This is a genomic window from Scytonema millei VB511283 (assembly GCF_000817735.3).
Taxonomy (GTDB): Bacteria; Cyanobacteriota; Cyanobacteriia; order Cyanobacteriales; family Chroococcidiopsidaceae; genus Chroococcidiopsis; species Chroococcidiopsis millei_B.
Map to the genome: position 1 here is coordinate 455,906 of NZ_JTJC03000003.1, position 24,786 is coordinate 480,691.

Here is a 24,786-nt window from a genome sequence, read left to right on the forward strand (position 1 = left end):
TTAGTTATTAGGTATAGGTTATAGCACTGCACCCTGAAAACCTGACTCAATCTAAAGCGGTACGGAGTAGCCCAAAGCCGTTTTAACTTTGCTCAGGGTATCGTTCGCGATCGCGGCTGCTTTTTGCTTGCCATCGCGCAATACTGACTCTAGATATCCCTTATCTACCATCACCTCGTTGTACTTATCTTGGATCGGTTTAAGGGCAGCGATCGTTGTTTCGGTGAGCAATGGTTTAAATTGTCCCCAGCCCATATCTTGACACTCTGCTGCAACTTCCTGTTTGGTTTTGCCAGATAGTAGCATATAAAGAGTCAGAAGATTATTACATTCCGGTCTTTCGGGGTCGTCGAATACCAAGCCGCGAATCGGATCGGTTTTACAGCGCTTAATTTTCTGTTGAATTTGGTCTGGTGTATCCAGCAAATTAATTCGACTCAACTCCGATGGATCTGACTTCGACATTTTTTTGGTTCCGTCCGTCAGACTCATCACCCTTGCGCCTTCTGCCCGAATGAGGGGTTCTGGTAACTTTAACACTGGGTTTTCGCGGGCAAATTGATAGTTAAATCGCGCCGCAATGTCGCGCGTCAGTTCCAAGTGCTGCTTTTGGTCTTCTCCCACGGGGACTTTATCAGCTTGATAAAGCAAAATATCTGCTGCCATCAGTACGGGATAGTCTAGCAGACCAGTATTAACATTTTCTCCCTGCTTAATCGCTTTCTCTTTAAACTGGATCATGTCTTCCAGCCAGTTGAGGGGTGTAATGCAATTGAGCAACCATGTCAATTCGCTGTGGGCGGAAACGTGAGACTGGACGAAAATGTTGGCATACTTTAAATCGATACCACAGGCTAGATAGAGGGCGGCGATCGTATAAGTATCAGCTGCTAGGGTTGCTGGATTATGCGGTACGGTGATGGCGTGTAAGTCTACCACGCAGAAAAAGTTGTCGTACTGGCTTTGTCCTTCTACCCAGTTGCGAATTGCTCCTAAGTAATTACCTAAGTGTAAATTGCCAGTTGGTTGAACTCCTGAAAGAACGCGCATCGCCATAAATTATTAACTTGAACTTGAACTGGGTGTGGAAGGGATTTTGTTGGTGGTGTGGGTCTATTTACTTTAGTTTCCCATTTTCTCCCACTCTCGGCACGCGATCGCTACTGATAGAATCGAAAAATACGCGCTTGATTCTCAAAAATGGCTAAAGTCTTCGATCGCATTACGGACGAACTACAAGCATTCATCGCTACCCAACACATCTTTTTTGTAGCGACTGCACCCATCAGTTCAACCGGGCATATTAACGTTTCACCCAAAGGTTTAGACAGCTTTCGCATTCTCTCCCCCAATCGCGTTGCTTATTTAGACTTAACGGGTAGCGGGAACGAAACATCAGCCCATTTACAAGAAAACGGGCGTATCACCTTAATGTTTTGCGCCTTTCAAGGTTCACCATCCATTCTGCGGCTTTACGGCACGGGCTATACAGTATTACCAAATAACCCTGAGTGGGATAACCTACACTCCCTGTTTTCACCGACACCAGGAACGCGCCAAATCATCATCGCCGAGATCGATCGCGTGCAGACATCCTGTGGCTTTGGCGTACCGCTATACGAACACCAAGGCGAACGAGAAAACCTTATCAAGTGGGCGCACAAAAAAGGCGAACAGGGATTACAAGACTATCAAAAGCAAAAAAATCTTGTCAGTATCGACGGTTTACCCACACCCTTAGCAGCTAAAGAACCTTCGTAGATATATTTGCAACCACCCAGATCCCTTGCTAACCCTTTGCGCCTACTCTACGAGAACGCTGCGCGTATGCGTCTTTGCGTGACATTTGAGGGTGGGTTTATCAAGCAACTCCGCTCTCAGGATATATTGTTGGTGAACCCGCCCCTACGGTAAATCTAACCGATAAACCCGCCCCTACGATCGCTTGAAAAAACTACAGACCAGATCGCCAGGATCGCCCGATCTAAACGCCACAACTCGATCCTTGCGAACTTTCACGCGATCGCGGCAATTATAAACCTCTGTATCCCCTTTCACACCATCTATACTGACATCTGCCCGATATTCCCAATAATTTTTGGCGCTGCGTTGAAGACTCAAAATGCAGATTTGATGTCCGTCACGAGTCCGACAAACACCAGCAACCGCAGGAAACGCGATCGCAAACGAAAGTAATAATATCGCAACAATAATCCTCAACCGAAACGACCTTCCACATAATCCTTAGTACGAGGATCGTTAGCATCGGAGAAGATTTTCTCCGTTTCGTCGAACTCCACCATCTGACCGATTCGGCTCTCATCCGTGCTGAAAAATGCCGTATAGTCAGAGACGCGGGCGGCTTGTTGCATATTATGAGTCACGATCGCGATCGTCAATTCTCCCCGCAAACTGTGAATTAATTCCTCAATCTTCATCGTCGAGATCGGATCGAGGGCAGATGCAGGTTCATCCATTAACAAAATCTTAGGTTTGACAGCTAGCGCCCTAGCAATACAAAGACGCTGCTGTTGTCCACCCGATAAACCCAAAGCCGATTTTTTCAGATTATCCTTCACTTCATCCCACAAAGCCGCACCTTTAAGGGCAGATTCGACAATATCATCCAACTGCATTCGCGACGGACGAGACTGCGCTCTTACGCCATAAGCCACGTTATCGTAAATACTCATAGGGAAAGGATTAGGCTTTTGGAATACCATACCAATCTCGCGCCGTAGGCGATTCAGATTGACACGGCGATCGTAAATATCTTGACCGAAAAACTCTACCTGACCCTCAACTTTAACTTTGCCTTCCAGTTCGCTAATCCGGTTAAGAGCTTTAATAAAAGTTGATTTCCCACAACCAGAAGGACCGATAATCGCGGTAACTTGTCCTTGATAAATATCCATTGTGACGCGATCGATCGCCTGACGAGTGCCGTAGAAAAAGTTTAGGCTTTTCACTCGCAGCGCTGGAATTAAAGTTGTTGCTACTGACTTTGTGTAATTCATGAATGGGGGAGTCGGGAAAGAGAGCTGGGGGAGCTGAGGGAGCTGAGGAAGCTGAGGGAGAATTTCAATCTAAAATCTAAAATCTAAAATTCTCTAGCCACTAGCCACTAGTCACTGTTTTCTTCGGGTTACAATCCGCGAGATAATACTAATACATAAAACCAAACCTACTAAAACTAAAGCCGCAGTCCATGCCATCTGGTTTTGCCCAATGTCAGGAGAGTTGGCGTAGTTGTAAATCAGGACGGATAGCGCGGGGGTAGGATTAAACAATCCATCGGGCCAGCTAATACTAAATAAAGCAGTAAATAGTAGCGGTGCTGTTTCACCTGCTGCACGGGCAACAGCGAGTAAAACGCCAGTGGTGATGGCAGGAATTGCGGCAGCAACGACAACGCGAAATGTTGTTTGCAGACGATTTGCACCCAAGGCGGCGGAACCCAAGCGTTGGTGATTGGGGATCAGTTTCAAAGCTTCTTCCGTCGTCAGCGCCACAATTGGCAGCATGATGACTGCCAGGGCAAAACCTCCAGCTACGGCGGAAAATTGCGTAACTTTATTCAAGATCAATACGCCGTAAGCAAATACGCCCGCGATAATCGAAGGTATACCCGTGAGAATGGTAATGATAAAGCGGATCGAATTTCCGATCTTCGTGCCTCTACCAAATTCAGATAGGAAAATCCCCGTCAGCACTCCTACTGGAATTGCGATCGCCGAGGCAATACCTACCATCATTAACGTACCCAAGATCGCATTCCCAAAGCCATTGGGAACGTCCGTTACGCCTACGGGAGCAGGTATATTCGTAAAAACAGCCCAGCTAAAGTTTTGACCACCCCTAATTAGAATTTCGAGCAAGATCGATCCTAGAGGTAATATAGCTAGAGCCGTTAAGAGCAGAGCGATCGCAGTCATACCGCTATTAAAAACTGCCCTATATGTAGGCAAGGGACGGCGTAATTCTGCTGCCAAAGATGGGTCGATCTTTTCTGCAATTGGGCGATCGTGCATAGCTATTGAATCTTACAATCAGTGATGAGACAGTCAGATGAAGTTTATACTTGGCGATCGCCATTTAATTAATTATGTCGGCTAATAAATTTTACCAGAGCTACTGAAGCAATATTTACCAGTAGCGTAACCAAAAATAAAATTAAAGCTAAGTACATTAACGCACCGACATGCAATCCATCTAATGCTTCGCCAAACTCATTTGCTAGCACGGCTGGAATCGTATATGCAACATCTAACAATGAAGGGCTAATCTGTGCTGTATTTCCGATTACCATCGTCACAGCCATTGTTTCCCCTAACGCTCGTCCGAGTGCCAAAATTGCCGCTCCAACTATGCCAGAAATACCTGCCGGTAATAGTACGCCAAAGATAGTTTCCCAACGGGTTGCACCTAAAGACATCGAACCACTGCGTAATTCTTTTGGGACGGCAAGTAAAACTTCGCGGCTAATTGCTGCCATTGTCGGCAAAACCATAATTGCCAGAATCACGCCTGCACTCGACATCCCATAGCCTGCTGGTGGAGTGCTAAACAGCGGTATCCAAGCGAAATGGTCGTAGAGCCATTGTTGAATCGGTTGCAAGAACGGAATGAGTACGAAAATGCCCCACAGACCAATGATGACGCTAGGAATAGCGGCAATCAACTCTACCATGAAAGCAATGGGCGATCGCACTGAAGCAGGCAAAATATCTTCGCTCGTAATTAAAGCTACTGCTAATCCCACGGGAACGGCAATTAACATTGCGAGTGCCGAACTGACTAGAGTACCAAAAATGAATGGCAGCGCCCCAAATTTGAGATCTGCTACATTCCATTCTTGACTCCACAAAAAACTCAGTCCAAATTGTCGAATAGCTGGCAGGGCATTTTCAAAAATAATAAAGCTAATCCAAAATAGCAGGGCTACCATAGCAAACGCTAAGCCATATACCAGCCAGGTAAACCCTTGGTCGAACCACGCAAATTTTCCTGAAGATGCAGCTAAATCACTCTCTGACTGAAGAGGAAACTGCCGATTGTTTTCTACATGTGGTTCTGACATACATCATTTAGTTGAAATCACTTAATTGAAATCACATATGTAGAGACGTTACATGTAACGTCTCTACATGTAACGTCTCTACATGTAATTATCTACTTCACTTCGCTGTTTACAGTCTGTACGACTTGGCTAGCAACACTAGAAGGAATTCGCGTGTAATCGAGCTGGTCGTTAATTTTTTGACCGTCAGTTAACATCCACTTTACCATCCGCTTCACGGCATCGGCTTTACCTGGTTGTTCGTAGTTTCTGTAGACCATGATCCAGGTTAAACCTGTAATTGGATAACCAGAGGTTGGATTTCCAAGTGAGGCTTGGTTAACGCGAAAATCAGGATTGAATTTAACAGTTTCTAAAGCTTGGTTGGCTGCTTCCTGAGTTGGTGCGACAAATTCACCTTGACTATTCTGCACTTGTGCCATCGGAATTTTGTTCTGTCTGGCAAAAGCAGCTTCTACATAGCCAATGCTGCCAGGAGTCCGCTGCACGATTTGAGCTACACCAGGATTGCCTTTGCCTTTGAGGGGACTACCAGCCCAAGAAGGAGCGCGATTAGGACCAATCCTACCTTTAAAGTAGGGACTCATGGCGCTGAGGGCGTTGGTGAAGATAAAGCTCGTCCCGCTAGAATCAGCACGTACAGCAAGTCTAATTGGCTGGTTCGGTAATTTTGCCCCAGGATTATCAGCGGCGATCGCCGGATCGTTCCAATTCTTAACTTGACCTGCAAAAATCTGTGGTAAGACTTTCCGAGATAGTCTGAGATCGGTAACGCCAGGTGCATTGTAAACCACAGCAACAGGACCACCAGCTGTGGGGACGAATACCACGCCGTTCTTGACTTTTTTCACTTCTTCATCGGTCATGGCGTTATCGCTAGCGCCAAAATCAACCGAGCCAGCAATAAATTGTCTCACCCCGCCACCGCTACCAATTCCCTGATAGTTGACTTGAAGTGGCGGGTTAGCTTTACGCAATTCGCTAGCCCAGCGCTGATACAAGGGTTCTGGGAAAGTTGCACCAGCACCATTGAGGGTAGCAGCTTGTTGCGCAATTCCCGTTAAACCCGCTCCCAAGGTCACTGTAGCTGCGACTGCTGAAGTCGCAACTACACGCTTCAGCGTAATTCCAGATAGCAGCATATTTCTCTGAGTCTCCTCATCCACTAATAGTAGTCAATCGCACAGACAATCTTAATGATCACGCACATAGTGGATGAACTCATTATCTCAAGCTTAATAGTTGGTTAATTATGGATTAAGTAAAGTTTAAGCAGGGAGCTGCTTCTAACGCTAAGTCTATCAATTGAATGCCAATACAAGCAGTTACGTGTAAACAAGAATTCCGTGGCTACTGAGTAGCAAATTTAACTAAATATTATCTGTCAATGCCAATCTATAAAAAAGCAAGGGATAGCAACTTTTAGCTGGAGAGATAAATCGCGAGAAAACCGTCAAGCAAAATGTAAATAACTGTTGCAAAACTGTCAAAAATGTTTAGAAACTGTCCAGAAACCTATCAGAGCTTTAACCTAGAAAAATAAGAGATGTTAAAAGGAAATCTGATGAATATGAATAACATTCAAAAGTATCGCTTTGTCTGCACTCTGACCTTTGGGGATATTTACGGTCAAATTATTGTCTGGTTGATCACTATTACCGTTAGTTTGGCTGCGGCAATGGCAATGATGGGTGCGAGAAAACCAATCTACGCCTTAGCCACTGTGGGGTTGATTGTACTACTATCTCTACCTTTCCTACTGTTTGCCTTCGTCACAACCCTGCTCAACCATATCGAACTGACAGCAACAGAACCAGGTACAAAATCTGAACCTATTCCTGGTAACGTTTCGCAGCAACAACCAGCGCCAGTTAGCTAGGGATCGGGGGTGAGGGAAAGGACAAGGGGGACAAGGAAGCAACTCCGATTCAAAATATAAAATTTCTCACCCTCACTCCTCGCCCCTTGTTAAGCCACTATAGAGCTAGAGAACACTTTTTTAGCAAACAATGTATAAATGCTAGAACACGATGTCATTATTGTTGGCGGCGGACTAGCTGGCTGTCGTGCCGCAGTAGAAATTGCCCGCCTCGATCCGAGTTTGAATGTGGCTGTAGTGGCGAAAACTCACCCGATCCGCTCTCATTCTGTCGCCGCTCAAGGAGGAATTGCTGCAACGCTGAAGAATGTGGATGATAAAGATAGCTGGGAAGCTCACGCCTTTGATACTGTGAAAGGTTCCGACTATCTAGCCGATCAAGATGCGGTGGAGTTGCTAGCCCGTGAAGCCCCCGATGTGGTGATAGATCTAGAACACATGGGAGTGTTATTTTCTCGCTTGCCTGACGGTCGCATCGCTCAAAGAGCCTTCGGCGGACATTCTCACAATCGTACCTGCTATGCCGCAGATAAGACCGGACACGCCATTCTACACGAACTCGTCAATAATTTACGGCGATATGGCGTACAGGTTTATGAAGAATGGTACGTGATGCGTCTGATTTTGGAGGACGGTCAAGCTAAGGGCGTAGTCATGTACAGCATTCTCGACGGACACATCGAAGTCGTACGCGCCAAAGCGGTGATGTTTGCTACGGGCGGTTACGGTCGAGTTTACAACACGACTTCTAACGATTATGCTTCGACAGGCGACGGATTGGCAATGGCGGCGATCGCAGGTCTGCCTTTAGAAGACATGGAATTCGTCCAATTTCACCCTACGGGATTGTATCCAGTCGGCGTATTGATCTCGGAAGCCGTACGAGGGGAAGGAGCGTATTTAATTAATGCCGAGGGAGAGCGTTTTATGGCAACCTACGCCCCCTCAAGGATGGAATTAGCGCCACGGGATATTACCTCTCGGGCGATCGCCTATGAAATTCGTGCCGGACGCGGCGTTTATCCCGATGGTCGGGCAGGTGGTCCCTGCGTGTATCTCGACTTACGGCACATGGGCAAGGAAAAAATTATGAGCCGCGTCCCTTTTTGCTGGGAAGAAGCCCATCGACTCGTAGGAGTTGATGCCGTCCATCAACCGATGCCCGTGCGTCCTACAGTCCACTATTCTATGGGTGGGATACCAGTGAATACAGACGGACAGGTGCGTCGTAGCGCCGAACAGTTAGTAGAAGGCTTTTTCGCAGCTGGGGAGTGTGCTTGCGTTTCCGTCCACGGTGCTAATCGTTTGGGCAGCAATTCTTTGTTGGAGTGCGTAGTCTACGGACGGCGTACGGGAGCTGCGATCGCGCAATACGTCCAAAATCGTAAATTACCGGATATCCAAGAGCAACGCTATATTAACGAGGCAAAACAGCAAATTCAAGCCTTGTTAGAACAGCCAGGAAAGTACCGGATCGAGCAAGTCCGTACGGCTTTTCAAGATGCCATGACGCAGCACTGCGGTGTATTTCGGACGGAAAGCTTGATGCAAGAAGGCTTACAACAATTGCAACAACTGCAACAGCAATCCGCGCAAATATATTTAGATGATAAAGGCAGTTGTTGGAATACGGAAATTATTGAAGCCTTAGAACTGGGAAGTTTAATTGTCGTCGGACAACTCATTTTAAATTCAGCCCTCAACCGTCAAGAAAGCCGTGGCGCTCACTTCCGCGAAGACTTTCCGCAACGGGACGACAGTAATTTCCTCAAACACACCCTATCGTATTATTCCCCTGCTGGTATTGACCTGCAATACAAACCCGTCGCAATTACTATGTTTGAACCGCAAGAACGAAAGTACTAATAGGAAATGGTTGACGGCTGACAGTTAACAGTTAACCGTCAACTGTCAACTGTCAACTACCAACTACCAATCATCACATTTGACGACGCATCTCAGCAGTGATATGTTAAGGATTAAATAAATTTGAAGGGGAGTAGCTACTGGCATCACAACCTTGCCAGATACCTGAATCAACATACTGGCTTGCTGCCTGGTTCAGGTGACAGATCGGCGATTAGCAATTAGCAATTAGCACTTGAACAAAAGCTAACAGCTAACAACTATTTGTCAGTGAGACCTTCACTAAGTTCACAGAGGAAGATTGTGAGCTTGGTGAGGTCTAGCGGAACTCGTCAAGCTCGCAAGCTCAAGTTAGTCAGCTACAAAGGAGCTTGAGAGAGTGCTAGCAGCCTTCATTGCCAGTTTTTTACTGATTGCGGTTTCAGAATTAGGGGATAAAACTTTTTTCATCGCTGCAATTTTGGCGATGCGTCATTCGCGACGGCTGGTGTTTGCTGGTGCGGTGTCAGCTTTAGCAGCGATGACAATACTTTCTGTTTTAGTGGGACAAGTTGCGGCTTTGTTGCCTAAAACATACATTCAATATGCAGAAATTGCCTTGTTTCTGGGTTTTGGTTTGAAGTTGCTTTACGAAGCAAGTAAAATGCCAGTGAGTTCTTGCGATACAGAAATTATTCAAGAGGCAAAAACTGCTGTTGAGAAAGCAGAATTTAATTTACCGAAAACTCAAAATGCTGGAGCAATTATTGCTGAGGCTTTTACGCTAACTTTTTTATCAGAATGGGGCGATCGCACTCAAATTGCAACTATTGCTTTAGCAACTCGATATCCAGTTGTAGGCGTGACTATTGGAGCAATTTTAGGTCATGCTTTATGCGCGGCGCTTGCAGTCGTTTGCGGACGCATGTTAGCTGGACGGATCTCGGAGCGAAAGTTAACTATTGCTGGAGGAATTCTCTTTATTATCTTTGGTGTGATGGCAGTAGTTGAAGCAGCATGAGATAAATATCACACCATTAACTAACCAAATAGGTTTCCCACAGTTAGTTTAACTTTTTGTGCAAAAGATGGAACAGGAATCTGTTGTTCTGGTTCGTCAAATACTTCTGGTTGTTGGTTAGCGAAGATCGACAAATACTGTTTGTTCTTCTGGATCGATTAACCAACCCATTTGACGATAATCTCCTGTTTATTCTCTTTTTTGAAGCCACAAATTGAGCGTATTACGACTAATTTTGAAGATTTTACTAGCTGAGGTTTTTCCCATGCCACTATCTATTGCCTCAATGACTTTTCTTCTCAAGTCATAGCTGTAGGGGGCTGGCATTTTTTGCTCCGATTCGCTCCAACTCTATTATGTCCTAATCTTTGCTTCAAGTGCTATACATACTTTTCTATAACATGCTTCCAAATTGAGTAAGCTTGACCGTTTAAATGCACTCCATCTAGCGTGTAACATTCCTTTAGTTGATGCTGTTCGTCTGAGAGGTAAGAAGACAAATCGATATAGGTGAGTGAATATTCTGTTGCTAGTTTTTGGAGAGCAGAATTTAATTGTAAGATCTCGCGATCGCTGACATTCAAACCAGATTTAGCCCGATTGATTGGCAAAACACTTTGAAGAAATACTTCTGTATTAGGACTGCGCTCGCAAATCCCAACGATAATCTTTTGATAATCTCCTAAAATTTCTGCTGCCGATTGCTGATAATGAATAAAATTATTAATTCCAATCATCATGAAAATTTTGGCTGGCTGAGAACTCACAATGTCCTCAAGACGATTTAACACTCCCATAGTAGTATCGCCAGAGATACCGCGATTTTTAATGTGAGGATTTTCTAACAACTCAGACCATTCGCATTCATCAGTAATACTATCTCCCAAAAACACAATATCTGAATTGGATATTGGTGCAAGTTGGAATTGACTAATTCTTTGCAAGTAATAGACCGGGTTAGCAACTTGAAGACGAAGGCGATCGGGTTTTTGTTTAAGCCTTGAAAGTTTGAGTTGTAAATAAGAAATACCACCTTTTTTAGCAATAAATAATGTTGCCAAAACTAAACCTATAACATTAAATCCGAGAGAAAAAAATAAAACTTTCATTGGTAATGGATAATGGGTAATTGGTTGATAGTTGACGGTTGACAGTAAACGCGCTCCGCTACACTGCGTGAAGACTGTTGACAGTAGAGAGTGACTAGTGGCTGGTGGCTAGTGGCTAGAATTGCTCCCCCAGCTCTCTCTGCTCCCAATACGGTTTAGTTAAATGCGATCGATCCTCGAAGATCCTCCCTAGCCCTCCTTTTGAAGGGGAGGACACTTGCACAGGAAGGGTTTCCCGACTTGAGCAAAGTGTCCGTGGGTTGGGGGGATCGTCTTATCTGAACCGTATTGTCTCTGCTCCCCTGCTCTCTGCTCGTGCGCTCCCTGCTCCCTGATTCAAAAACTCTATAAGTAGTAGGATGACATTGAGAAAAGAAAAGCTACAGAATCTAACGAGTAAAGATAGAGAGCAATTTGCTCGGGTTGGTTAGCTTGGAGATTGTGTTGTAGCTGTTTCTCCCAATTTACATATGATTGAGACTTCTAGATCTGCTCGTCGTACTTGGTATTATCCAGTACTTGGCTCGATAGCTGCATTAGGTGTTAGTGTAGGTACTCCCGAAGTAGCCTTATCGGTTCCGTGGGCAGAGTTATTCCAGCAAGGAGCGCAAGTCATCCAACTCTACAGGATTTCTGACCGAGATGAAGTAGAGTTAGGTAAGCAAATTAACCAACAACTCCTTAGTACTCAGTTTCAACCCGTGCGCGATCGCGCCTTAAATAGCAAAGTCAATCGCATCGGTCAAAAATTAGCTCAAACTAGCTCTCGTCCCGATATTCCCTATACCTTTCAAGTGGTACAGGATAAAAGCATCAATGCTTTTGCCACTGCTGGGGGTTTTGTTTACGTCACCACAGGCTTACTAGAAGCCGTAGACAACGACGCACAACTTGCTGGCGTGTTGGCTCACGAAATCGGTCACATTGCGGCGCGTCATACAGTAGAGCAAATGCGACAAGCTGCGATCGCTCAAGGGTTAGCAAATGCGGCGGGAGTCGATCGCAACAAAGTCGTAGCATTGGGAGTTGAATTCGGCGTGCGCCGTCCGCGCAGCCGTCAAGCAGAATTTGAAGCAGATCGTCTGGGATTTGAGAATATGCAACGAGCTGGCTACGACCAAAATCAGATGATTGCCTTTCTAGAAAAACTACGCAACCAATCTTCAGTACCAGCCTTTTTAAGTACCCACCCAGCCACCAGCGATCGCATTGCCAGACTCCAAGGCGACGATTGACAGTGACCAGTGACCAATGACCAGTTACCAATTACCAATTACCAATTACCAATTACCAAAACAACTAATACCCGACTCCCGTACGGGCGGGTTTAGTAAAAGAATCATGGTTGATGGCAATCGATCTTCGCTCAAAACCCGCCCCTACGACTCCCGACTCCCAATCCTTCACGACTCACTTCATCATGCAAAACCTTTGGTACAAAAACGCGATTGTCTATTCGCTTGATGTCGAGACATTTATGGACTCGGATGGAGATGGCGTGGGTGATTTCCCAGGACTGACCCAAAAGTTAGATTATCTTGCAGGGTTGGGAATCACTTGTTTGTGGTTGCTACCTTTTTATCCCTCGCCTAACCGCGATAACGGCTACGATGTGATGGACTATTACAGCGTCGATCCTCGGTTGGGGACGTTGGGTGATTTTGTCGAGTTCATGCACAAGGCGCGGGAACGAGGAATTAGAGTTATAGTCGATCTCGTCGTCAATCACACGTCGATCGCGCATCCTTGGTTTCAAGCTGCAAGGAGCGATCGCCACTCCAAATATCGCGATTATTATGTATGGTCGGACAATCCCCCGCCAGCCGATCCCAAGCACATTGCTTTTCCCGATGTGGAAGATAGCCTTTGGGATTATGACGAGCAAGCAGGAGCGTATTACCTGCATCATTTCTACAAAGAACAGCCAGATTTAAATATTGCCAACCCAGCCGTGAGGGAAGAAATTTGTAAAATCATGGGCTTTTGGTTGGAGTTGGGGGTTTCTGGCTTTCGGATTGATGCCGCGCCTTTTCTAATTATGGGAATTGGCATTCCCGAGGCAAAGGCGGAAGACTTAGAAGGGTTTTTGATCGAAATGCGAGCATTTCTCGTCTCGCGGCGAGCTGATGCGGTTTTACTTGCTGAAGCTAATGTCGATGCAGACCAAATTCCCGTATATTTTGGCAATGGCGACAAAATGCAATTGCTATTCAGCTTCCTGTTGAACCAGCATATGTTTTTGGCATTGGCGCGGCAAGATGCAGCGACTCTGATTGACGGACTTAATATCCTACCCGACGCTCATCATAGCTGTCAATGGCTCAACTTCGTCCGCCACCACGACGAATTAACGCTCGATCGCCTCAACGAATCCGAAATCCAAGAAATCTTTCAAGCTTTTGCTCCCGAAGAAAATATGCAGATGTGGGGGCGAGGAATTCGGCGCAGGCTACCACCCATGTTTGGGGGCGATCGCCAGCGAGTAGAACTAGTGTACAGTCTGTTATTGACTCTACCTGGTACGCCAATGCTGCGTTATGGCGAAGAAATTGGTATGGGTGACGATCTCTCCTTAGAGGGTCGCGGCAGCGTTCGCACGGTGATGCAATGGTCAAGTAGAGCAAATGGTGGGTTCTCGTCTGCACCAGCAGACAAATTAGCGCGTCCGGCGATCGCCAAAGGAGAATACGGCTACCAGAAACTCAACGTAACTTCCCAACAGCGCGACCCTAATTCAATTCTCAGTTGGATGGAACGAGCGATCCGCACCCGCAAGCAGTATCCAGAATTTGGCTCTGGTAAGTGGGAAATTATCGCTACAGAGGAACCAAGCGTATTTGCTCACAGTTCTCAACACAATGGAAATACAGTTATTGCCGTTCACAACTTATCTGCGCAGTCATGCACGGTTAGGTTGCAATCGGCAGAATACCCGCATCTATTGGATGTATTTAGCGATCGCCTCTACGAACAAATGGATTGTAATTCTAAAGAGATCGAAATTTCTGGCTACGGCTATCGCTGGTTTCAGGTAAATTAGAGACAATACACGCAAGCGAGTTGCATCGTTCGGAATCTCATTAGATCTGCCCAGATGATGAATAACTCAGCTGCATCAAATAATTTACGCTCCGAGCATTTTCAGCGATCGACACCAGATCCTAGCAACCCAACGATTCGAGTGCTAGTCGTAGATGACGAACAATCAATCATTGACTTGATCGAACTAGGTTTGCGCTACGAAGGATTTGAAGTGCAGTCGGTGCAGAGCGGCTATGCTGGCATTGAGCTGGTCAATGCTTGGTGTCCACATCTAATAATTCTAGATGGAAATTTGCCCGATCTAGATGGCTTTAGTTTATGTCATCGTATCCGTCAGTATAGTGACGTGCCGATCGTGATGCTGACGGTACGCGACGAGTTAGCAGATAAAATTAAGGGTTTAGAACTTGGTGCTGATGATTATCTCACCAAACCCTTTCATTTTTCCGAATTGCTTGCTCGCATTAGAGCTGCATTGCGGCGATATTTAGCTCCAACGAGCAGTATATTAACTGTGGGATCGCTAACACTGAATGCTGATACGCGAGAGGTTTGGCGTGCAGGTATGCCCGTAGAACTAACTCGTAAAGAGTTTAATCTGTTGCACCTGCTGATGCAGCATCCCGATCGCGTCTTAGAGCGCCAAACAATTCTCGATCGCGTCTGGGGCTATGATTACTACGATGACACGACGGTAATCGAAGTTTACATTAGCAATTTGCGAAACAAGCTAGACCGCGATCCGCATGGTTTAATTCGGACTGTGCGCGGAATTGGCTATATGTTCAAAGTTCCACCTATAACTAATTCAAGCGCAGTTGAGAGCGATTCAGATATTCAAACCAGCTTATGAAACTGCGCTGGCGCTTAACGCTAAGTACCCTGGCGTTGGTTGCGCCTTTACTACTGTTCTTATTCAGCCACGACCTTTACAACTTACGTAGCTTTCTGATCGAACGCGAAAGCACCCGTCTGCGAGCGCAGGCAAAGCCGATTATCGATGCAGAACTACTCAATCGCACATTCGACGAGCCAACTCCGAGCAATTGCCAATCGACTGGCTACAGACCTTACCTCAGTTGAAACAGCAGCATTAATTGTCGATCGCTACGGTCGAGAAATCGGTCGCCACAATAGCAGGATAGGCGAACCGCCTGCACCCCAGTTGCCGCAAGATTGGTACGCGCCAGCTTTAGCAGGGGGGCTGAAGCAAGACTACATTGTCAAGGATAAAAATGGCAGCGATATCTTAGTGGCGCTCGTGCCGATTCCCCCACGTCAAAAACCACTAGGTGTAGCGATGCTAAGTACGTCGCTAGAAAGCAGCTATCAATTGGTACGCCAGCACGTCTTTTCTACCGTTGTAGCTTGTCCGATCTTGTTAGCGATCGTTACCATCGCAATTTTTCTCATGGTTCGCAGCACCCTAAGACCCCTAGAACGCATGACTGTCATAGCGGATCGGATTGCACAGGGCGATTTGGCTCTGCGGAGCGACCTCCAACCAGGGACGAATGAAATTGGACAGTTGGCTCGCTCTTTCGATCAAATGGTCGAGCGATTGCAAAACGCCCTAGCAGTTAAGACGCAATCAGAAGATAGACTGCGCCAGTTTTTAGGAGATGTATCGCACGAACTACGGACACCGCTGACAGTCGTTGGTGGCTATGCCGATCTGCTGCTACGAGGAGTGGCAAAGACTCCTGAAGAAAGCACGCGCCTGTTGCGGGCGATGCGTCGCGAAATCAACCGTACTGAGCGACTAGTCAGGGATTTATTATTACTGGTACGCAGCGATCGCGCGGCGACTTTTGAGATGCAAGCAGTCGATCTATCGGAATTATGTACTGAAATTGCCGCCCAGTTTCGTCTGATGATGGGACAGCGCGTCTTCCAGACCGCTATTGCTAAGAAAGTTGTGGTGTTGGGCGATCCAGACCGGATCGAGCAAGTGTTGTCGAACATTTTAGACAATGCCATCCGCCATACCCCCGAAGGGACGCGCATCGATCTGCGACTCAAAGTCATTGGGAACTCGGCATGGATTGAAATTGCCGATACGGGTCGGGGGATTCCTACCGATTTCCTGTCAAACATCTTTGAACGCTTTCATAGCAGTCAGCAGCAAGGCACGGGGCTGGGATTAGCAATTGCCAGGGCGATCGTAGAAGCCCACGGCGGTACGATTTTGGCGTTTAATCAGCCGATGGGAGGTGCGTGTTTTATTGTCGAGCTACCGTTGTATTCATAAGGAGTCGGGAAAGTGACTAGTGGCTGGTGGCTGGTAGCTAGAAAATTTTAGATTTTAGATTTTGGATTTTTGATTGATTTTCTCCTCTGCCCCTCTGCTCCTCTGCTTCATTCAAGTCTCCCTTGTCTCCCTCGTCTCCCTTAGCTTTCTAATTTTTGCCAAGGTTAAAAGCTGACCAAGAAAACTTTAAGTTTAAGTCTATTTAAAGTTTGACTTAAGGTTTTTTAAAGGATCGACTTATAACCTGGAATCATTCATTCTTTTGCCAATTTCTTTTCCTTATGCGGTTCGAGAAGGTAACAACCTGTCGTCCACACTTACCATATCAACCCTACGAAAGATATCCTCGGTTGCTACAGCCGCTACCCTGAAACTCAAGTTGCCGCAGTCTCTCAATATCACCGCAGTAAATTTCCCACCCTCGATCGCGTCCCTGTGGTTTACAACGGCATAGATATCGATGCCTTTCCTTTTCAAGCCAAAAGTGGCGACTACCTCGTTTTCTTGGGACATTTAATCCACCGGAAAGGACCTGTAGAAGCGATTCAAATCGCGAAAAAAGTAGGAATGCGGCTGGTGATGGCAGGACAGGCAGGCGATTACTTCCACACTGAGGTTGAACCTCTGGTAGACGGCAAGCAGGTGGAATACATCGGAGTTGTCAACGTACCAGAACGAAACAAATTACTCTCAGAAGCGGCGGCGCTACTGTTTCCGATTAATGGCTCCGAACCCTTCGGTTTAGTCATGGTGGAAGCAATGGCGTGTGGGACTCCCGTTGCCGCGATCGATCGCTGTGCTGTTGCGGAAATCGTCGAACCAGGCGTGACGGGATATTACGCCGCTGATGTCGATGCCCTTGCCACGCTGATTCCTGAGACGCTGGCTTTAGACCGCCACAAAGTGCGACAGGCGATCGCCCGTTTTGACTACCGCCGCATGGTAGATGACTACGAATCGCTCTATCGCTAAGTGCTGGAGGTGCGGCAATGAAAGCGATCGTCACTGGTATGATTGTCGCCAGTCCTGTAGGCGGCGTAGCTTGGGATTACGGACAGTACGCGCTGGGATTGGAACAACTGGGGTTTGAGGTGTACTATCTTGAAGATCCTGGCATTCCTTCCTACAGCTACAAACCAGAGACGGGCATGTATGAAGAAGACCCCAGTTACGGGATTGAATTTCTGAAGCGATCGCTTGCCCTGCTTTCTCCCACCCTGGCGCAACGCTGGCACTATCGCGCCGTCGATGGGCAAACCTACGGGCTAGATACCGCGACGATGGCAGAGGTAGCGGCGGAAGCAACTTTGTTGCTGAACGTTTCTGGCGGCAGCGTGTTGCGGGATGAATATCTGCGCTGTCGTAACAAGATATTAATCGACACCGATCCAGGCTGGAATCACTTTGTCATTTTTCCCCAATGGGATAAACAGCCTGCCGAACAACAGCGTTGGGGCTGGCGATCGCACGATCTCTTTTTTACCTATGCCCTGCACCTAGTACAGCCAGATTGCCTGTTACCGACATTTGGCATTCCTTGGCTGCCAACGCGCCCCCCAGTCGTTCTAGATTGTTGGCAACCGCAACCGCCCGCGCAGCAATGGACGACGGTAATGACTTGGAATCATTACCAGCAACCGATTATGCACAACGGTATCAGGTACGGCTCTAGGGAACTAGAGTTCGAGCAAATTGAAGCACTGCCAATCCACCACCCTGCATCATTTGAAGTGACGATCGACGTCAACGGTGAAGCACCGCTCGACCGCTGGCGATCGCTTGGTTGGTCGGTCGTGGATGCCGAAGCTACCTCTGCTTCAGCTGCCATCTACCGCAAATATATCGAACAGTCTCGCGGCGAATTTGGCGTTGCCAAGAACGTTTATGTCGCTACCCGCTGCGGTTGGTTTAGTTGCCGTTCGGTCTGCTATTTAGCAGCTGGTCGCCCTGTAGTGGTGCAGGACACGGGCTTTTCCAAATACATTCCCACCGGACTTGGGTTGATGGCATTTATCGATTTAAATGGGGCAGTCAAGGCAATTGAGGCGATCGAACGAGACTACGACACCCACCAGCAGGCTGCACGGGAACTGGCGCAAACTTGGTTTGACTCCCGCTTGGTACTGAGCGAGATCTTAGAACACATTGAGTAAGTCATTCCACTTTCCTTTTTGACTTTTGTACGGGCGGGTTTACCAAAAAACTATGACTTCGACAAAGATTGCGGGTGAACCCGCCCCGACGATTTTTGACTTTTGACTTTTGACTTACTTAGGAGGGATAAGTATGGACACCCGCGAGTTTACTGGGGAGTGGGATTACAATACGCTACCCAGTAATATCTGGATCGGACAAGGTTGCTACCTAGAGCGTCAAGAGAGCTTTCAGCCGTTTTGCAGCCAACAAAATCCAGGTTTAGTTCTGGGCAAAGGCGTACAAGTTTACACCTGGTCGGCATTTTCGGTAGAGCCAGCAGGCAGGCTGATTGTCGGTCATGATTCCGTCCTCGTTGGTGCGGTGTTTTGGTGTGCTGAATCGATTACAGTCGGCAGGCGCGTCCTCATTTCCTACAACGTGACGATCGCCGATAGTGACTTTCATCCTCGCGATCCTGACTTGCGACGACTGGATGCGATCGCCATCTCTCCCGCAGGCGATCCAAAGCAGCGCCCGCCGTTGGTAGCAAAGCCTGTAGTTATTGGCGATGACGTGCAAATCGGGATTGGTGCAATTATCCTCAAGGGCGTGCAAATTGGTGCGGGGGCGAGGATTGGGGCGGGTTCTGTCGTCACTTCTAACGTGCCTGCGGGGGCGTTTGTGACGGGAAACCCTGCCAGAGTCACGAGCTTGTTGGAGGTGAGCTGATGAATTCTCTATGGCTGGCTCATGACTGGTTCGGGCGATCGCTACCACCTAACGTAATAATCGGCGATCGCAGTTGGTTGCACAGCACTTATGTCTTTCTACATTATCGCAGTCAGCGCCCTTGCGGTCTGCGCGTCGGCAACGATACCGGAATTTATATCGATTCTTTTTTCGATCTCGGACCCTGCAGCGAGGTGGAAATTGGCGATTACTGCACGATCGCTGGAGCAATTATTGCGACTAATCGCCGCGTCACGATTGGCAATTTCGCCTTGATTTCTCGCGAGGTGACGATCGCAGATACTTTCGCCGCTATGCCCGCTCGGATGTCTGAAGATTATCGCTCGACCGTACCACCCACTAGCATTGAAATTGGTAACGATGCCTGGATTGGGACGCGGGCAGTTTTGTTGCAGGGCGCTTGCATTGGAGACGGCGCGATCGTCGGTGTGGGTGCAGTTGTCGATTTTGAAGTCCCCGCCCATGCGATCGTCGCTGGTAATCCAGCTCGCATTGTCGGTTCAAGCAAAATAGGAGGAAGCCATGCGCGGCAAGGGCAATCCTAAGCTAGACAAATTTTTTCAGCGCCACGGTCGATGGTTTGTTGGTGCTGCCATGTTAGCTGTTATCGGGGTAGGCAGTTGGCAATCCAATCTCTTTCTCGATCGCGAGGAACCAGTGGCAGTCCGCTTGCTTCCAGTCAAACGAGGCACTGTAGAATCTACCATCAACGAAAGTGGTGTTGTGGAACTGCGCGACCAGCGAATCCTGACTTCACCAACAGAGGGAGCGGTAGATCGAGTTTTAGTGAAACCTGGCGATCGCGTTAAGGCTGGACAAACGCTGATTACTCTGCGCTACCCAGAGCGAGAAACTGCCCTTGCCGATCGGGAAGTCAAAATTCAGCAGCAGCGAAGGATTTTAGAACGCCATCGGCTGAAAATTGCTGAAGCGAAAGAACAAATTGTCGCCGATGAAATAAAACTCCGCCCTTTGCTTGCAGGAGCCAGAGAGGGGGCGATCGCGCGAGAACAAGTTTACGAGCAACAAGACAAGCTGCGCGAGACACGGGCAACCTTGCGCGATGCCGAAGCAGATGCGCGAACTGCTGACCTCGAATTAGAAGCATTTCAACTGGAACGCAAACGAGTTCAGCAAGAAGTGCGAGACTCGATCGTGACTGCACCGATTGATGGTGTTGTATTGGGGGTCAACGTTAAAAACGGCGATGGTGTCGAATTCCGTACGAATCTCCTCACGATCGGCGATCCAAGGCAAGTTTTAGTAAAACTTCAGCTTTCCACCCTAAACGCAACTCAAATCCGTCCTAACCAATTGGCTCGCGTTAGCGTTATCGGTCCCGATCGCCAAACATTTACAGGTCGGATTCAAAGTCTGTATCCGCAAGCAGTCGGGGAGGATGAAGAGGAGCAAAGCTCGTCGGGTGGTTCCAAGGAATCGAGTCAATCGAGTAGCTCGGATCAGCCAGTAGTTCCATCTATAGTGCTGCTAGATACTCCCACGCGCACGCTAATTCCAGGTAGCCGCGTCAATGTCGAGATTTTGCTCGAACAGAGGCAAAACGTCATCGTCTTACCGACTGAAATCGTGCAACGTGACGATGACGATTCCGAGCCGTTTGTCTGGGTGCGAGACAGCCAAGGTAACGCTCAAAAACGCTAAGTAAAGTTGGGTTTGGAAGGATTGATGAGTGCCGAAGTCACTTCTGGCTTGCAAACAGGCGATCGCGTCATTCAACCCCCATCCGATTCCTCACTAGAGCCAGGAATGCCAGTAGTTTCTAAGTAGAAAAACTGAAGAATTCACAATTCAAAATTAAATTCCTCCTCACCTCCCTCAGCCTCCTCAGCTCCCTCAGCTCTAAATTATGGGTATCTCACCATTCGATTCGCTCAATCTTGCCTACCACTCCCTACGCAGCCACCCTTTACGCTCTACCTTGTTCATGCTAGGGGTGTTTATGGGGGTAGCGGCAGTAAGCGCAACGCTACAAGCTGGTAGCATCAGCCGCGCTGTCATTGCCCGACAATTAGCAGAACGCGGCGCACCGCAAATTACAGTTTATCCCCAGTGGGAACCCGATCGCATTGTCTTGCAACTGCGTTTGGAAGACTTGGAGTTCCTACGCCAGCGACTCACGGGGGTGCAAGCTACTAGCGCTTTTAACTGGGCGGGACAGATGCCCACGGTATTTCAAGATAAAGCATATCTCCCTTCCGTGTCGCTCGTCACCCAAGATTATTTGCTGACTTCGGGAAAAAACTTGGTGAGAGGACGGTTTTTTACTACCTCAGATTTTGCCAAATATCGACCCGTAGCGGTGATTGATGAATTTTTGGTCAAAGAACTATTTGGCGATCGCAATCCGGTAGGAGAGCAAATTGTAGTTGGGCGCAGACCCTATATCGTTGTAGGAGTGCTAGAAACGCGCCCAGATGATGATTCTCCTCCCGAAGGTCAAATTCTCGTCCCGATGGCGATTTATAATGCCCTGCGCGGTAAACAAGACATTGGCAGCATTCAAATTCGTCCCTACAGACTAGAAGATTTGCCAGATTTAAGCGATCGCGCCATTGAAGTGCTAGAACAACGCTATCCTGGTTTTAGCTTTTGGGCTTGGAATAACGTAGACGATCTGATCCAGCAGCAACAAACGTTGGAACTAGCAACGCGAGGACTAATGGTAGTGGGAGCGATCGCCCTATTGGTTGGAGGTGTGGGAATTGCTAATATTACCATTGCCTCCGTTACCGAACGCACGTCTGAAATTGGCATTCGCCGAGCCGTAGGAGCGACTCAACGCGAAATCGCACTCCAATTCGTTTTAGAGGCGGCGTTGCTCAGTTTAGTTAGCGGTACGGTCGCTTTGGTCGTCGTGCATGTTGTTGCGGTAAATGTTGCCGACGTGTTCGATTTACCCTACGAATTTGAAGGCAGAATCGCTGCACTGGCTTTGGGTTCAGCTTTGGTAGTCGGTGTCGGAGCCGGATTTCCCCCAGCATTACGAGCCAGCCAACTCGATCCGGTGCAAGCTTTGCGATCGCAGTAAATATATCTCTACGTTTTAACCTGGGGAGGAGTACAAAAAGTCTCGCTGGCGCTAAATTGCGATCGAACTGTCTGACTCGATGGCGGATAACGCCCCTTCATTCCTGACTTCCAACTATGGCAAAAATCGGCTATCACGCTTCCCACGAACAATTCAAGCCCAGCGAATTGTTGCATTACGTGCAAATAGCTCAACAAGCAGGTTTCACTCATGCTCTTTCCTCCGACCATTTTCACCCTTGGAGCGAACAACAAGGTCAAAGCGGTTTTGCTTGGTCTTGGTTGGGTGCGGCGATGCAAGCGACTCCTGGATTAAATTATCGCGTGGTCTGCGCCCCAGGGCAGCGATACCATCCGGCAATTATCGCTCAGGCGGCGGCTACATTAGCAGAAATGTTTCCGCAGCGTTTTTGGATAACTGTAGGTAGCGGTCAGGCACTTAATGAGAGCATTACAGGTGATAAGTGGTTGTGTAAAAGCGATCGCAATACTCGTTTAAAAGAATGCGTTGATATTATGCGTGCTTTGTGGCGCGGGGAAACCGTAACTCACAAAGGTCTAGTTTGCGTTGAAGAAGCAAAACTTTATTCGCGTCCCGAAACTCCACCCTTAATTATCGGTGCTGCTGTTACGGCTCAAACTGCCGAGTGGCTAGGAAGTTGGGCAGATGGGTTAATTACAATTTCTCGTCCGCCAGAGAAACTCAAACCAGTCGTCGATGCCTTTCGTCGGGGTGGGGGAGAAGGTAAACCAATGCTATTGAAAGTTCAGCTATCTTACGATCGCACAGAAGATCTGGCACGGCAAAAAGCCCATCAACAGTGGCGCAATAATATTTTCAAAAATATTCTCATGACCGAACTGCGATCGCCCCAGCAATTTGATGCAGCTGGAGAGTTTGTCAAACCGGAAGAAATGAACGAACACGTCCGTATCTCTGCCGACCCGCAGCAACATATAGAATGGTTACAGCAAGATGTAGAGTTAGGCTTTGACGAATTGCTGTTGCACAACGTCAACCGCGAACAACAACAATTTATTCAGGTTTTTGGCGAAAAAGTGTTACCCGTGTTTGGTAATTAAATTTATCTATAAATCATCACTTTTAGCTTTAAATTTTCGTCAATCTATAGAAAGATATAGAAAACCCAGTTGGCTGTCTTAATCCCCCTGAATGGTTCATCACAACTGTCATTCATCGTGAGTTGTATCCCAACGACCAATGACCAATGACCAATGACTAATGACAAATCATTGTGAGGTTTTCCATGTCTAGTGAAATTAAAGAATCGGAAGCGATCGCCCGTTTAGCAATCATAGAAGCGCAACTCCAGCAGATGACTCAAATGCTATCAAATTTGAGCGATCGCCTAGCTCGGTCGGAGGAAAGTTTTCTGCTAGTGGCTGATGTCTACCGCTACAAAAAGTTGCAAGAACTGCTGGCTGCTGGAAATTTCCATGCAGCGGACTGGGAAACGATTCGTCTCATTCAAGCTGTGACGGGAGAGTTAGAACTAGAATCCATTACTCCCGAACAAATCAGAAGTTTTCCCTGTAACGAACTACAAGTTATAGATAACCTTTGGCGCAAGTATAGTAACGGTCGCTTTGGCTTCAGCGTCCAAACGCAAATTTATCAAACCATTGGCGGCTCTATAGAGACCACAATTAATCAAGATTATCAAATCATCGAGTCCTTTGGCGATCGCGTCGGTTGGCGATCGAATCGTAAATGGCTCAAATGTGACGATCTAGACTATACTCTCACAGCACCTATTGGTTGCCATCCCTCCCGTTGGTGGAATTCTCCCTTTGGCGCAAAAATGACCAACTATTTCTTTAATCGGCTAATAACCTGCCAGCTTTAACTGTGTTTTCTAATCCCTTTGGACAAATAAGCTAGCAAAAATACAGTAATTCCAGCCATCCCCAAGTACGAGTAGGATGTCGCGAACGTTGCTGCTGTACCAATTGCCAGCAAGCCGATGAAGCCAAATTTTAGTTTAGGTGGCATAGATAATAATCTCAAAGTCGGAATTTTTGACTTTTGACCTTTGGCTTTTGACTTTTAACTTTTGACTTACTCCGTCTCTCGATCTCTTTCTGCCTTGAGTTGGCGGACGCACTCTTGTCCCAACCCTACAGCTAAACCTACGCTAGCACCAACTAAAACATATCTATTTTGCATTCCTTCATAATGTTTCCCCTCAAATCGTAACTGATTAAAGTCACGTTGACCGATTCTCGCTGCCGCTAGACCAATGACTGCACCGATTGCAGCAGTCACTACAGATGAAAAGATAATTGCTCTCAGGTTCATGGGAGAGTGGTAGTTGGTAGTTGGTAGTTGGTAGTTGGTAGTTGGTAGTTGAGTAGTGCGCGGTCACTGGTAACTGATAACTGATAACTGATAACTGATATTTGTATTTTGTCAAGATCGCTGCACGTCATGCCAAAAACTGACAAAATAATTCATAATTTAGAATTTCTCATTCAATAACCGATCGCTGATAACTAACTCATGTACGGGCGGGTATGAAGCGAAGATTTATTGCTCTACCGATGAGTCTTTTGCCTAAAGAGCGCCTTTACAATAACTGATAACTGATAACTGATAACTGACCA

29 protein-coding genes and 1 pseudogene are annotated in these 24,786 nt (G+C 47.2%); 18 read left to right on the forward strand and 12 right to left on the reverse strand.

Features of this window, described 5'->3' with window-relative positions; genetic code table 11:
* Window positions 1-51: 51 nt before the first annotated feature.
* Window positions 52-1,056: a tryptophan--tRNA ligase gene (trpS, locus tag QH73_RS13840; RefSeq protein ID WP_039713318.1), complete on the reverse strand. Its 1,005-nt coding sequence runs from the start codon at window positions 1,054-1,056 to the stop codon at window positions 52-54.
* 144 nt (window positions 1,057-1,200) lie between these two features.
* Here trpS and QH73_RS13845 point away from each other — a divergent pair, with 144 nt between their 5' ends.
* Complete coding sequence (locus tag QH73_RS13845) at window positions 1,201-1,761, forward strand: pyridoxamine 5'-phosphate oxidase family protein (protein ID WP_039713317.1); 561 nt, start codon at window positions 1,201-1,203, stop codon at window positions 1,759-1,761.
* A gap of 174 nt (window positions 1,762-1,935) precedes the next feature.
* Here the strand turns inward: QH73_RS13845 and QH73_RS13850 are convergent, their stop codons facing one another.
* The 5 genes from QH73_RS13850 to pstS all read right to left on the reverse strand — a co-directional run bounded on the left by QH73_RS13850 (window position 1,936) and on the right by pstS (window position 6,222).
* Window positions 1,936-2,220, reverse strand: a complete 285-nt coding sequence (locus tag QH73_RS13850; RefSeq protein WP_132867030.1) for a hypothetical protein — start codon at window positions 2,218-2,220, stop codon at window positions 1,936-1,938.
* The gene (pstB, locus tag QH73_RS13855; protein WP_039713316.1) at window positions 2,217-3,017 is read right to left on the reverse strand and encodes a phosphate ABC transporter ATP-binding protein PstB; all 801 of its coding nucleotides are present in this window, start codon (window positions 3,015-3,017) and stop codon (window positions 2,217-2,219) included. Before pstB ends, QH73_RS13850 begins: the two co-directional genes overlap by 4 nt.
* 111 nt (window positions 3,018-3,128) lie before the next feature.
* A complete protein-coding gene (gene pstA, locus QH73_RS13860; RefSeq protein ID WP_052289741.1) occupies window positions 3,129-4,031 on the reverse strand; it encodes a phosphate ABC transporter permease PstA in 903 nt (300 codons plus the stop codon).
* Window positions 4,032-4,099: 68 nt separating this feature from the next.
* Window positions 4,100-5,080 carry a phosphate ABC transporter permease subunit PstC gene (pstC, locus tag QH73_RS13865; RefSeq protein WP_039713315.1) on the reverse strand — a complete coding sequence of 327 codons (981 nt, stop codon included), beginning with the start codon at window positions 5,078-5,080 and terminating at the stop codon, window positions 4,100-4,102.
* Between the two features lie 92 nt (window positions 5,081-5,172).
* Complete coding sequence (gene pstS / locus QH73_RS13870; protein WP_039713314.1) at window positions 5,173-6,222, reverse strand: phosphate ABC transporter substrate-binding protein PstS; 1,050 nt, start codon at window positions 6,220-6,222, stop codon at window positions 5,173-5,175.
* A 422-nt stretch (window positions 6,223-6,644) separates the two neighbouring features.
* Between pstS and QH73_RS13875 the strand changes: the two genes are divergently transcribed.
* From QH73_RS13875 to QH73_RS13885, 3 genes are all read left to right on the forward strand, one after another.
* Complete coding sequence (locus QH73_RS13875) at window positions 6,645-6,959, forward strand: hypothetical protein (protein ID WP_015152727.1); 315 nt, start codon at window positions 6,645-6,647, stop codon at window positions 6,957-6,959.
* A gap of 138 nt (window positions 6,960-7,097) precedes the next feature.
* Window positions 7,098-8,825 carry a succinate dehydrogenase/fumarate reductase flavoprotein subunit gene (locus QH73_RS13880; RefSeq protein ID WP_039713313.1) on the forward strand — a complete coding sequence of 576 codons (1,728 nt, stop codon included), beginning with the start codon at window positions 7,098-7,100 and terminating at the stop codon, window positions 8,823-8,825.
* A 379-nt stretch (window positions 8,826-9,204) separates the two neighbouring features.
* Window positions 9,205-9,825: a TMEM165/GDT1 family protein gene (locus tag QH73_RS13885; protein WP_039713312.1), complete on the forward strand. Its 621-nt coding sequence runs from the start codon at window positions 9,205-9,207 to the stop codon at window positions 9,823-9,825.
* Between the two features lie 195 nt (window positions 9,826-10,020).
* Here QH73_RS13885 and QH73_RS13895 read toward each other — a convergent pair.
* From QH73_RS13895 to QH73_RS13905, 3 genes and pseudogenes are all read right to left on the reverse strand, one after another.
* Window positions 10,021-10,152 (reverse strand): annotated as a pseudogene (locus QH73_RS13895) (IS630 transposase-related protein); the annotation flags it as partial.
* A 53-nt stretch (window positions 10,153-10,205) separates the two neighbouring features.
* Window positions 10,206-10,934 carry a GDSL-type esterase/lipase family protein gene (locus QH73_RS13900; RefSeq protein ID WP_039713311.1) on the reverse strand — a complete coding sequence of 243 codons (729 nt, stop codon included), beginning with the start codon at window positions 10,932-10,934 and terminating at the stop codon, window positions 10,206-10,208.
* Window positions 10,931-11,083 carry a hypothetical protein gene (locus tag QH73_RS13905; protein WP_165587695.1) on the reverse strand — a complete coding sequence of 51 codons (153 nt, stop codon included), beginning with the start codon at window positions 11,081-11,083 and terminating at the stop codon, window positions 10,931-10,933. Before QH73_RS13905 ends, QH73_RS13900 begins: the two co-directional genes overlap by 4 nt.
* Window positions 11,084-11,404: 321 nt before the next feature.
* On the opposite strand from QH73_RS13905, the gene QH73_RS13910 reads away from it, so the two are divergent.
* The 14 genes from QH73_RS13910 to QH73_RS13970 all read left to right on the forward strand — a co-directional run bounded on the left by QH73_RS13910 (window position 11,405) and on the right by QH73_RS13970 (window position 24,029).
* A complete protein-coding gene (locus QH73_RS13910; RefSeq protein ID WP_039713310.1) occupies window positions 11,405-12,169 on the forward strand; it encodes a M48 family metallopeptidase in 765 nt (254 codons plus the stop codon).
* 16 nt (window positions 12,170-12,185) lie between these two features.
* Window positions 12,186-12,398: a hypothetical protein gene (locus QH73_RS13915; RefSeq protein WP_132867032.1), complete on the forward strand. Its 213-nt coding sequence runs from the start codon at window positions 12,186-12,188 to the stop codon at window positions 12,396-12,398.
* A gap of 13 nt (window positions 12,399-12,411) precedes the next feature.
* On the forward strand, window positions 12,412-13,974 hold the full coding sequence (locus tag QH73_RS13920) for an alpha-amylase family protein (RefSeq protein ID WP_236147008.1): 1,563 nt from the start codon (window positions 12,412-12,414) through the stop codon (window positions 13,972-13,974).
* A 54-nt stretch (window positions 13,975-14,028) separates the two neighbouring features.
* Complete coding sequence (locus tag QH73_RS13925; RefSeq protein WP_201278137.1) at window positions 14,029-14,829, forward strand: response regulator transcription factor; 801 nt, start codon at window positions 14,029-14,031, stop codon at window positions 14,827-14,829.
* Entirely contained in the window at window positions 14,826-15,059 is a 234-nt protein-coding gene (locus tag QH73_RS28185) for a hypothetical protein (protein ID WP_236147009.1), read from the forward strand. Before QH73_RS13925 ends, QH73_RS28185 begins: the two co-directional genes overlap by 4 nt.
* On the forward strand, window positions 14,977-16,227 hold the full coding sequence (locus QH73_RS13930; protein ID WP_201278138.1) for a sensor histidine kinase: 1,251 nt from the start codon (window positions 14,977-14,979) through the stop codon (window positions 16,225-16,227). Before QH73_RS28185 ends, QH73_RS13930 begins: the two co-directional genes overlap by 83 nt.
* Window positions 16,228-16,662: 435 nt before the next feature.
* The gene (locus QH73_RS13935; protein ID WP_052289740.1) at window positions 16,663-17,199 is read left to right on the forward strand and encodes a glycosyltransferase; all 537 of its coding nucleotides are present in this window, start codon (window positions 16,663-16,665) and stop codon (window positions 17,197-17,199) included.
* Between the two features lie 17 nt (window positions 17,200-17,216).
* Window positions 17,217-18,380, forward strand: a complete 1,164-nt coding sequence (locus tag QH73_RS13940; RefSeq protein WP_039713309.1) for a hypothetical protein — start codon at window positions 17,217-17,219, stop codon at window positions 18,378-18,380.
* 133 nt (window positions 18,381-18,513) lie between these two features.
* Window positions 18,514-19,092: an acyltransferase gene (locus QH73_RS28815; RefSeq protein ID WP_039713308.1), complete on the forward strand. Its 579-nt coding sequence runs from the start codon at window positions 18,514-18,516 to the stop codon at window positions 19,090-19,092.
* Window positions 19,092-19,658 carry an acyltransferase gene (locus QH73_RS13950; RefSeq protein WP_039713307.1) on the forward strand — a complete coding sequence of 189 codons (567 nt, stop codon included), beginning with the start codon at window positions 19,092-19,094 and terminating at the stop codon, window positions 19,656-19,658. The genes QH73_RS28815 and QH73_RS13950 overlap by 1 nt, the downstream gene beginning before the upstream one ends.
* Entirely contained in the window at window positions 19,636-20,775 is a 1,140-nt protein-coding gene (locus QH73_RS13955; RefSeq protein WP_201278139.1) for an efflux RND transporter periplasmic adaptor subunit, read from the forward strand. Before QH73_RS13950 ends, QH73_RS13955 begins: the two co-directional genes overlap by 23 nt.
* 205 nt (window positions 20,776-20,980) lie before the next feature.
* The gene (locus QH73_RS13960) at window positions 20,981-22,162 is read left to right on the forward strand and encodes an ABC transporter permease (protein WP_039713306.1); all 1,182 of its coding nucleotides are present in this window, start codon (window positions 20,981-20,983) and stop codon (window positions 22,160-22,162) included.
* A gap of 116 nt (window positions 22,163-22,278) precedes the next feature.
* Window positions 22,279-23,244, forward strand: a complete 966-nt coding sequence (locus QH73_RS13965) for a TIGR03885 family FMN-dependent LLM class oxidoreductase (protein ID WP_039713305.1) — start codon at window positions 22,279-22,281, stop codon at window positions 23,242-23,244.
* A gap of 185 nt (window positions 23,245-23,429) precedes the next feature.
* Window positions 23,430-24,029: a GUN4 domain-containing protein gene (locus tag QH73_RS13970; protein WP_039713304.1), complete on the forward strand. Its 600-nt coding sequence runs from the start codon at window positions 23,430-23,432 to the stop codon at window positions 24,027-24,029.
* Here QH73_RS13970 and QH73_RS13975 read toward each other — a convergent pair.
* From QH73_RS13975 to QH73_RS28820, 3 genes are all read right to left on the reverse strand, one after another.
* Complete coding sequence (locus QH73_RS13975; RefSeq protein WP_165587696.1) at window positions 24,026-24,175, reverse strand: hypothetical protein; 150 nt, start codon at window positions 24,173-24,175, stop codon at window positions 24,026-24,028. The two genes, QH73_RS13970 and QH73_RS13975, sit on opposite strands and share 4 nt — an antisense overlap.
* A 66-nt stretch (window positions 24,176-24,241) precedes the next feature.
* Window positions 24,242-24,481, reverse strand: coding sequence for a hypothetical protein (locus tag QH73_RS13980; RefSeq protein WP_039713303.1), 240 nt, complete (start codon window positions 24,479-24,481; stop codon window positions 24,242-24,244).
* Complete coding sequence (locus tag QH73_RS28820) at window positions 24,478-24,612, reverse strand: hypothetical protein (protein WP_286194111.1); 135 nt, start codon at window positions 24,610-24,612, stop codon at window positions 24,478-24,480. Before QH73_RS28820 ends, QH73_RS13980 begins: the two co-directional genes overlap by 4 nt.
* Between the last annotated feature and the right edge of the window lie 174 nt (window positions 24,613-24,786).

What these genes read in the sequence shown, in the direction of transcription:
- QH73_RS28185 (WP_236147009.1), top strand. Translation starts at nt 14,826, where the DNA reads ATGAAACTGCGCTGGCGCTTAACGCTAAGTACCCTGGCGTTGGTTGCG.
- QH73_RS13980 (WP_039713303.1), bottom strand. Translation starts at nt 24,481, where the DNA reads ATGAACCTGAGAGCAATTATCTTTTCATCTGTAGTGACTGCTGCAATC.
- QH73_RS13975 (WP_165587696.1), bottom strand. Translation starts at nt 24,175, where the DNA reads ATGCCACCTAAACTAAAATTTGGCTTCATCGGCTTGCTGGCAATTGGT.
- pstS (WP_039713314.1), bottom strand. Translation starts at nt 6,222, where the DNA reads ATGCTGCTATCTGGAATTACGCTGAAGCGTGTAGTTGCGACTTCAGCA.
- QH73_RS13915 (WP_132867032.1), top strand. Translation starts at nt 12,186, where the DNA reads ATGACCAGTTACCAATTACCAATTACCAATTACCAATTACCAAAACAA.
- pstC (WP_039713315.1), bottom strand. Translation starts at nt 5,080, where the DNA reads ATGTCAGAACCACATGTAGAAAACAATCGGCAGTTTCCTCTTCAGTCA.
- pstA (WP_052289741.1), bottom strand. Translation starts at nt 4,031, where the DNA reads ATGCACGATCGCCCAATTGCAGAAAAGATCGACCCATCTTTGGCAGCA.
- QH73_RS13900 (WP_039713311.1), bottom strand. Translation starts at nt 10,934, where the DNA reads ATGAAAGTTTTATTTTTTTCTCTCGGATTTAATGTTATAGGTTTAGTT.
- trpS (WP_039713318.1), bottom strand. Translation starts at nt 1,056, where the DNA reads ATGGCGATGCGCGTTCTTTCAGGAGTTCAACCAACTGGCAATTTACAC.
- QH73_RS13930 (WP_201278138.1), top strand. Translation starts at nt 14,977, where the DNA reads ATGCAGAACTACTCAATCGCACATTCGACGAGCCAACTCCGAGCAATT.
- QH73_RS28815 (WP_039713308.1), top strand. Translation starts at nt 18,514, where the DNA reads ATGGACACCCGCGAGTTTACTGGGGAGTGGGATTACAATACGCTACCC.
- QH73_RS13965 (WP_039713305.1), top strand. Translation starts at nt 22,279, where the DNA reads ATGGCAAAAATCGGCTATCACGCTTCCCACGAACAATTCAAGCCCAGC.
- QH73_RS13940 (WP_039713309.1), top strand. Translation starts at nt 17,217, where the DNA reads ATGAAAGCGATCGTCACTGGTATGATTGTCGCCAGTCCTGTAGGCGGC.
- QH73_RS13950 (WP_039713307.1), top strand. Translation starts at nt 19,092, where the DNA reads ATGAATTCTCTATGGCTGGCTCATGACTGGTTCGGGCGATCGCTACCA.
- QH73_RS28820 (WP_286194111.1), bottom strand. Translation starts at nt 24,612, where the DNA reads ATGACGTGCAGCGATCTTGACAAAATACAAATATCAGTTATCAGTTAT.
- pstB (WP_039713316.1), bottom strand. Translation starts at nt 3,017, where the DNA reads ATGAATTACACAAAGTCAGTAGCAACAACTTTAATTCCAGCGCTGCGA.
- QH73_RS13955 (WP_201278139.1), top strand. Translation starts at nt 19,636, where the DNA reads ATGCGCGGCAAGGGCAATCCTAAGCTAGACAAATTTTTTCAGCGCCAC.
- QH73_RS13845 (WP_039713317.1), top strand. Translation starts at nt 1,201, where the DNA reads ATGGCTAAAGTCTTCGATCGCATTACGGACGAACTACAAGCATTCATC.
- QH73_RS13970 (WP_039713304.1), top strand. Translation starts at nt 23,430, where the DNA reads ATGTCTAGTGAAATTAAAGAATCGGAAGCGATCGCCCGTTTAGCAATC.
- QH73_RS13910 (WP_039713310.1), top strand. Translation starts at nt 11,405, where the DNA reads ATGATTGAGACTTCTAGATCTGCTCGTCGTACTTGGTATTATCCAGTA.
- QH73_RS13960 (WP_039713306.1), top strand. Translation starts at nt 20,981, where the DNA reads ATGGGTATCTCACCATTCGATTCGCTCAATCTTGCCTACCACTCCCTA.
- QH73_RS13880 (WP_039713313.1), top strand. Translation starts at nt 7,098, where the DNA reads ATGCTAGAACACGATGTCATTATTGTTGGCGGCGGACTAGCTGGCTGT.
- QH73_RS13875 (WP_015152727.1), top strand. Translation starts at nt 6,645, where the DNA reads ATGAATATGAATAACATTCAAAAGTATCGCTTTGTCTGCACTCTGACC.
- QH73_RS13925 (WP_201278137.1), top strand. Translation starts at nt 14,029, where the DNA reads ATGATGAATAACTCAGCTGCATCAAATAATTTACGCTCCGAGCATTTT.
- QH73_RS13920 (WP_236147008.1), top strand. Translation starts at nt 12,412, where the DNA reads ATGGACTCGGATGGAGATGGCGTGGGTGATTTCCCAGGACTGACCCAA.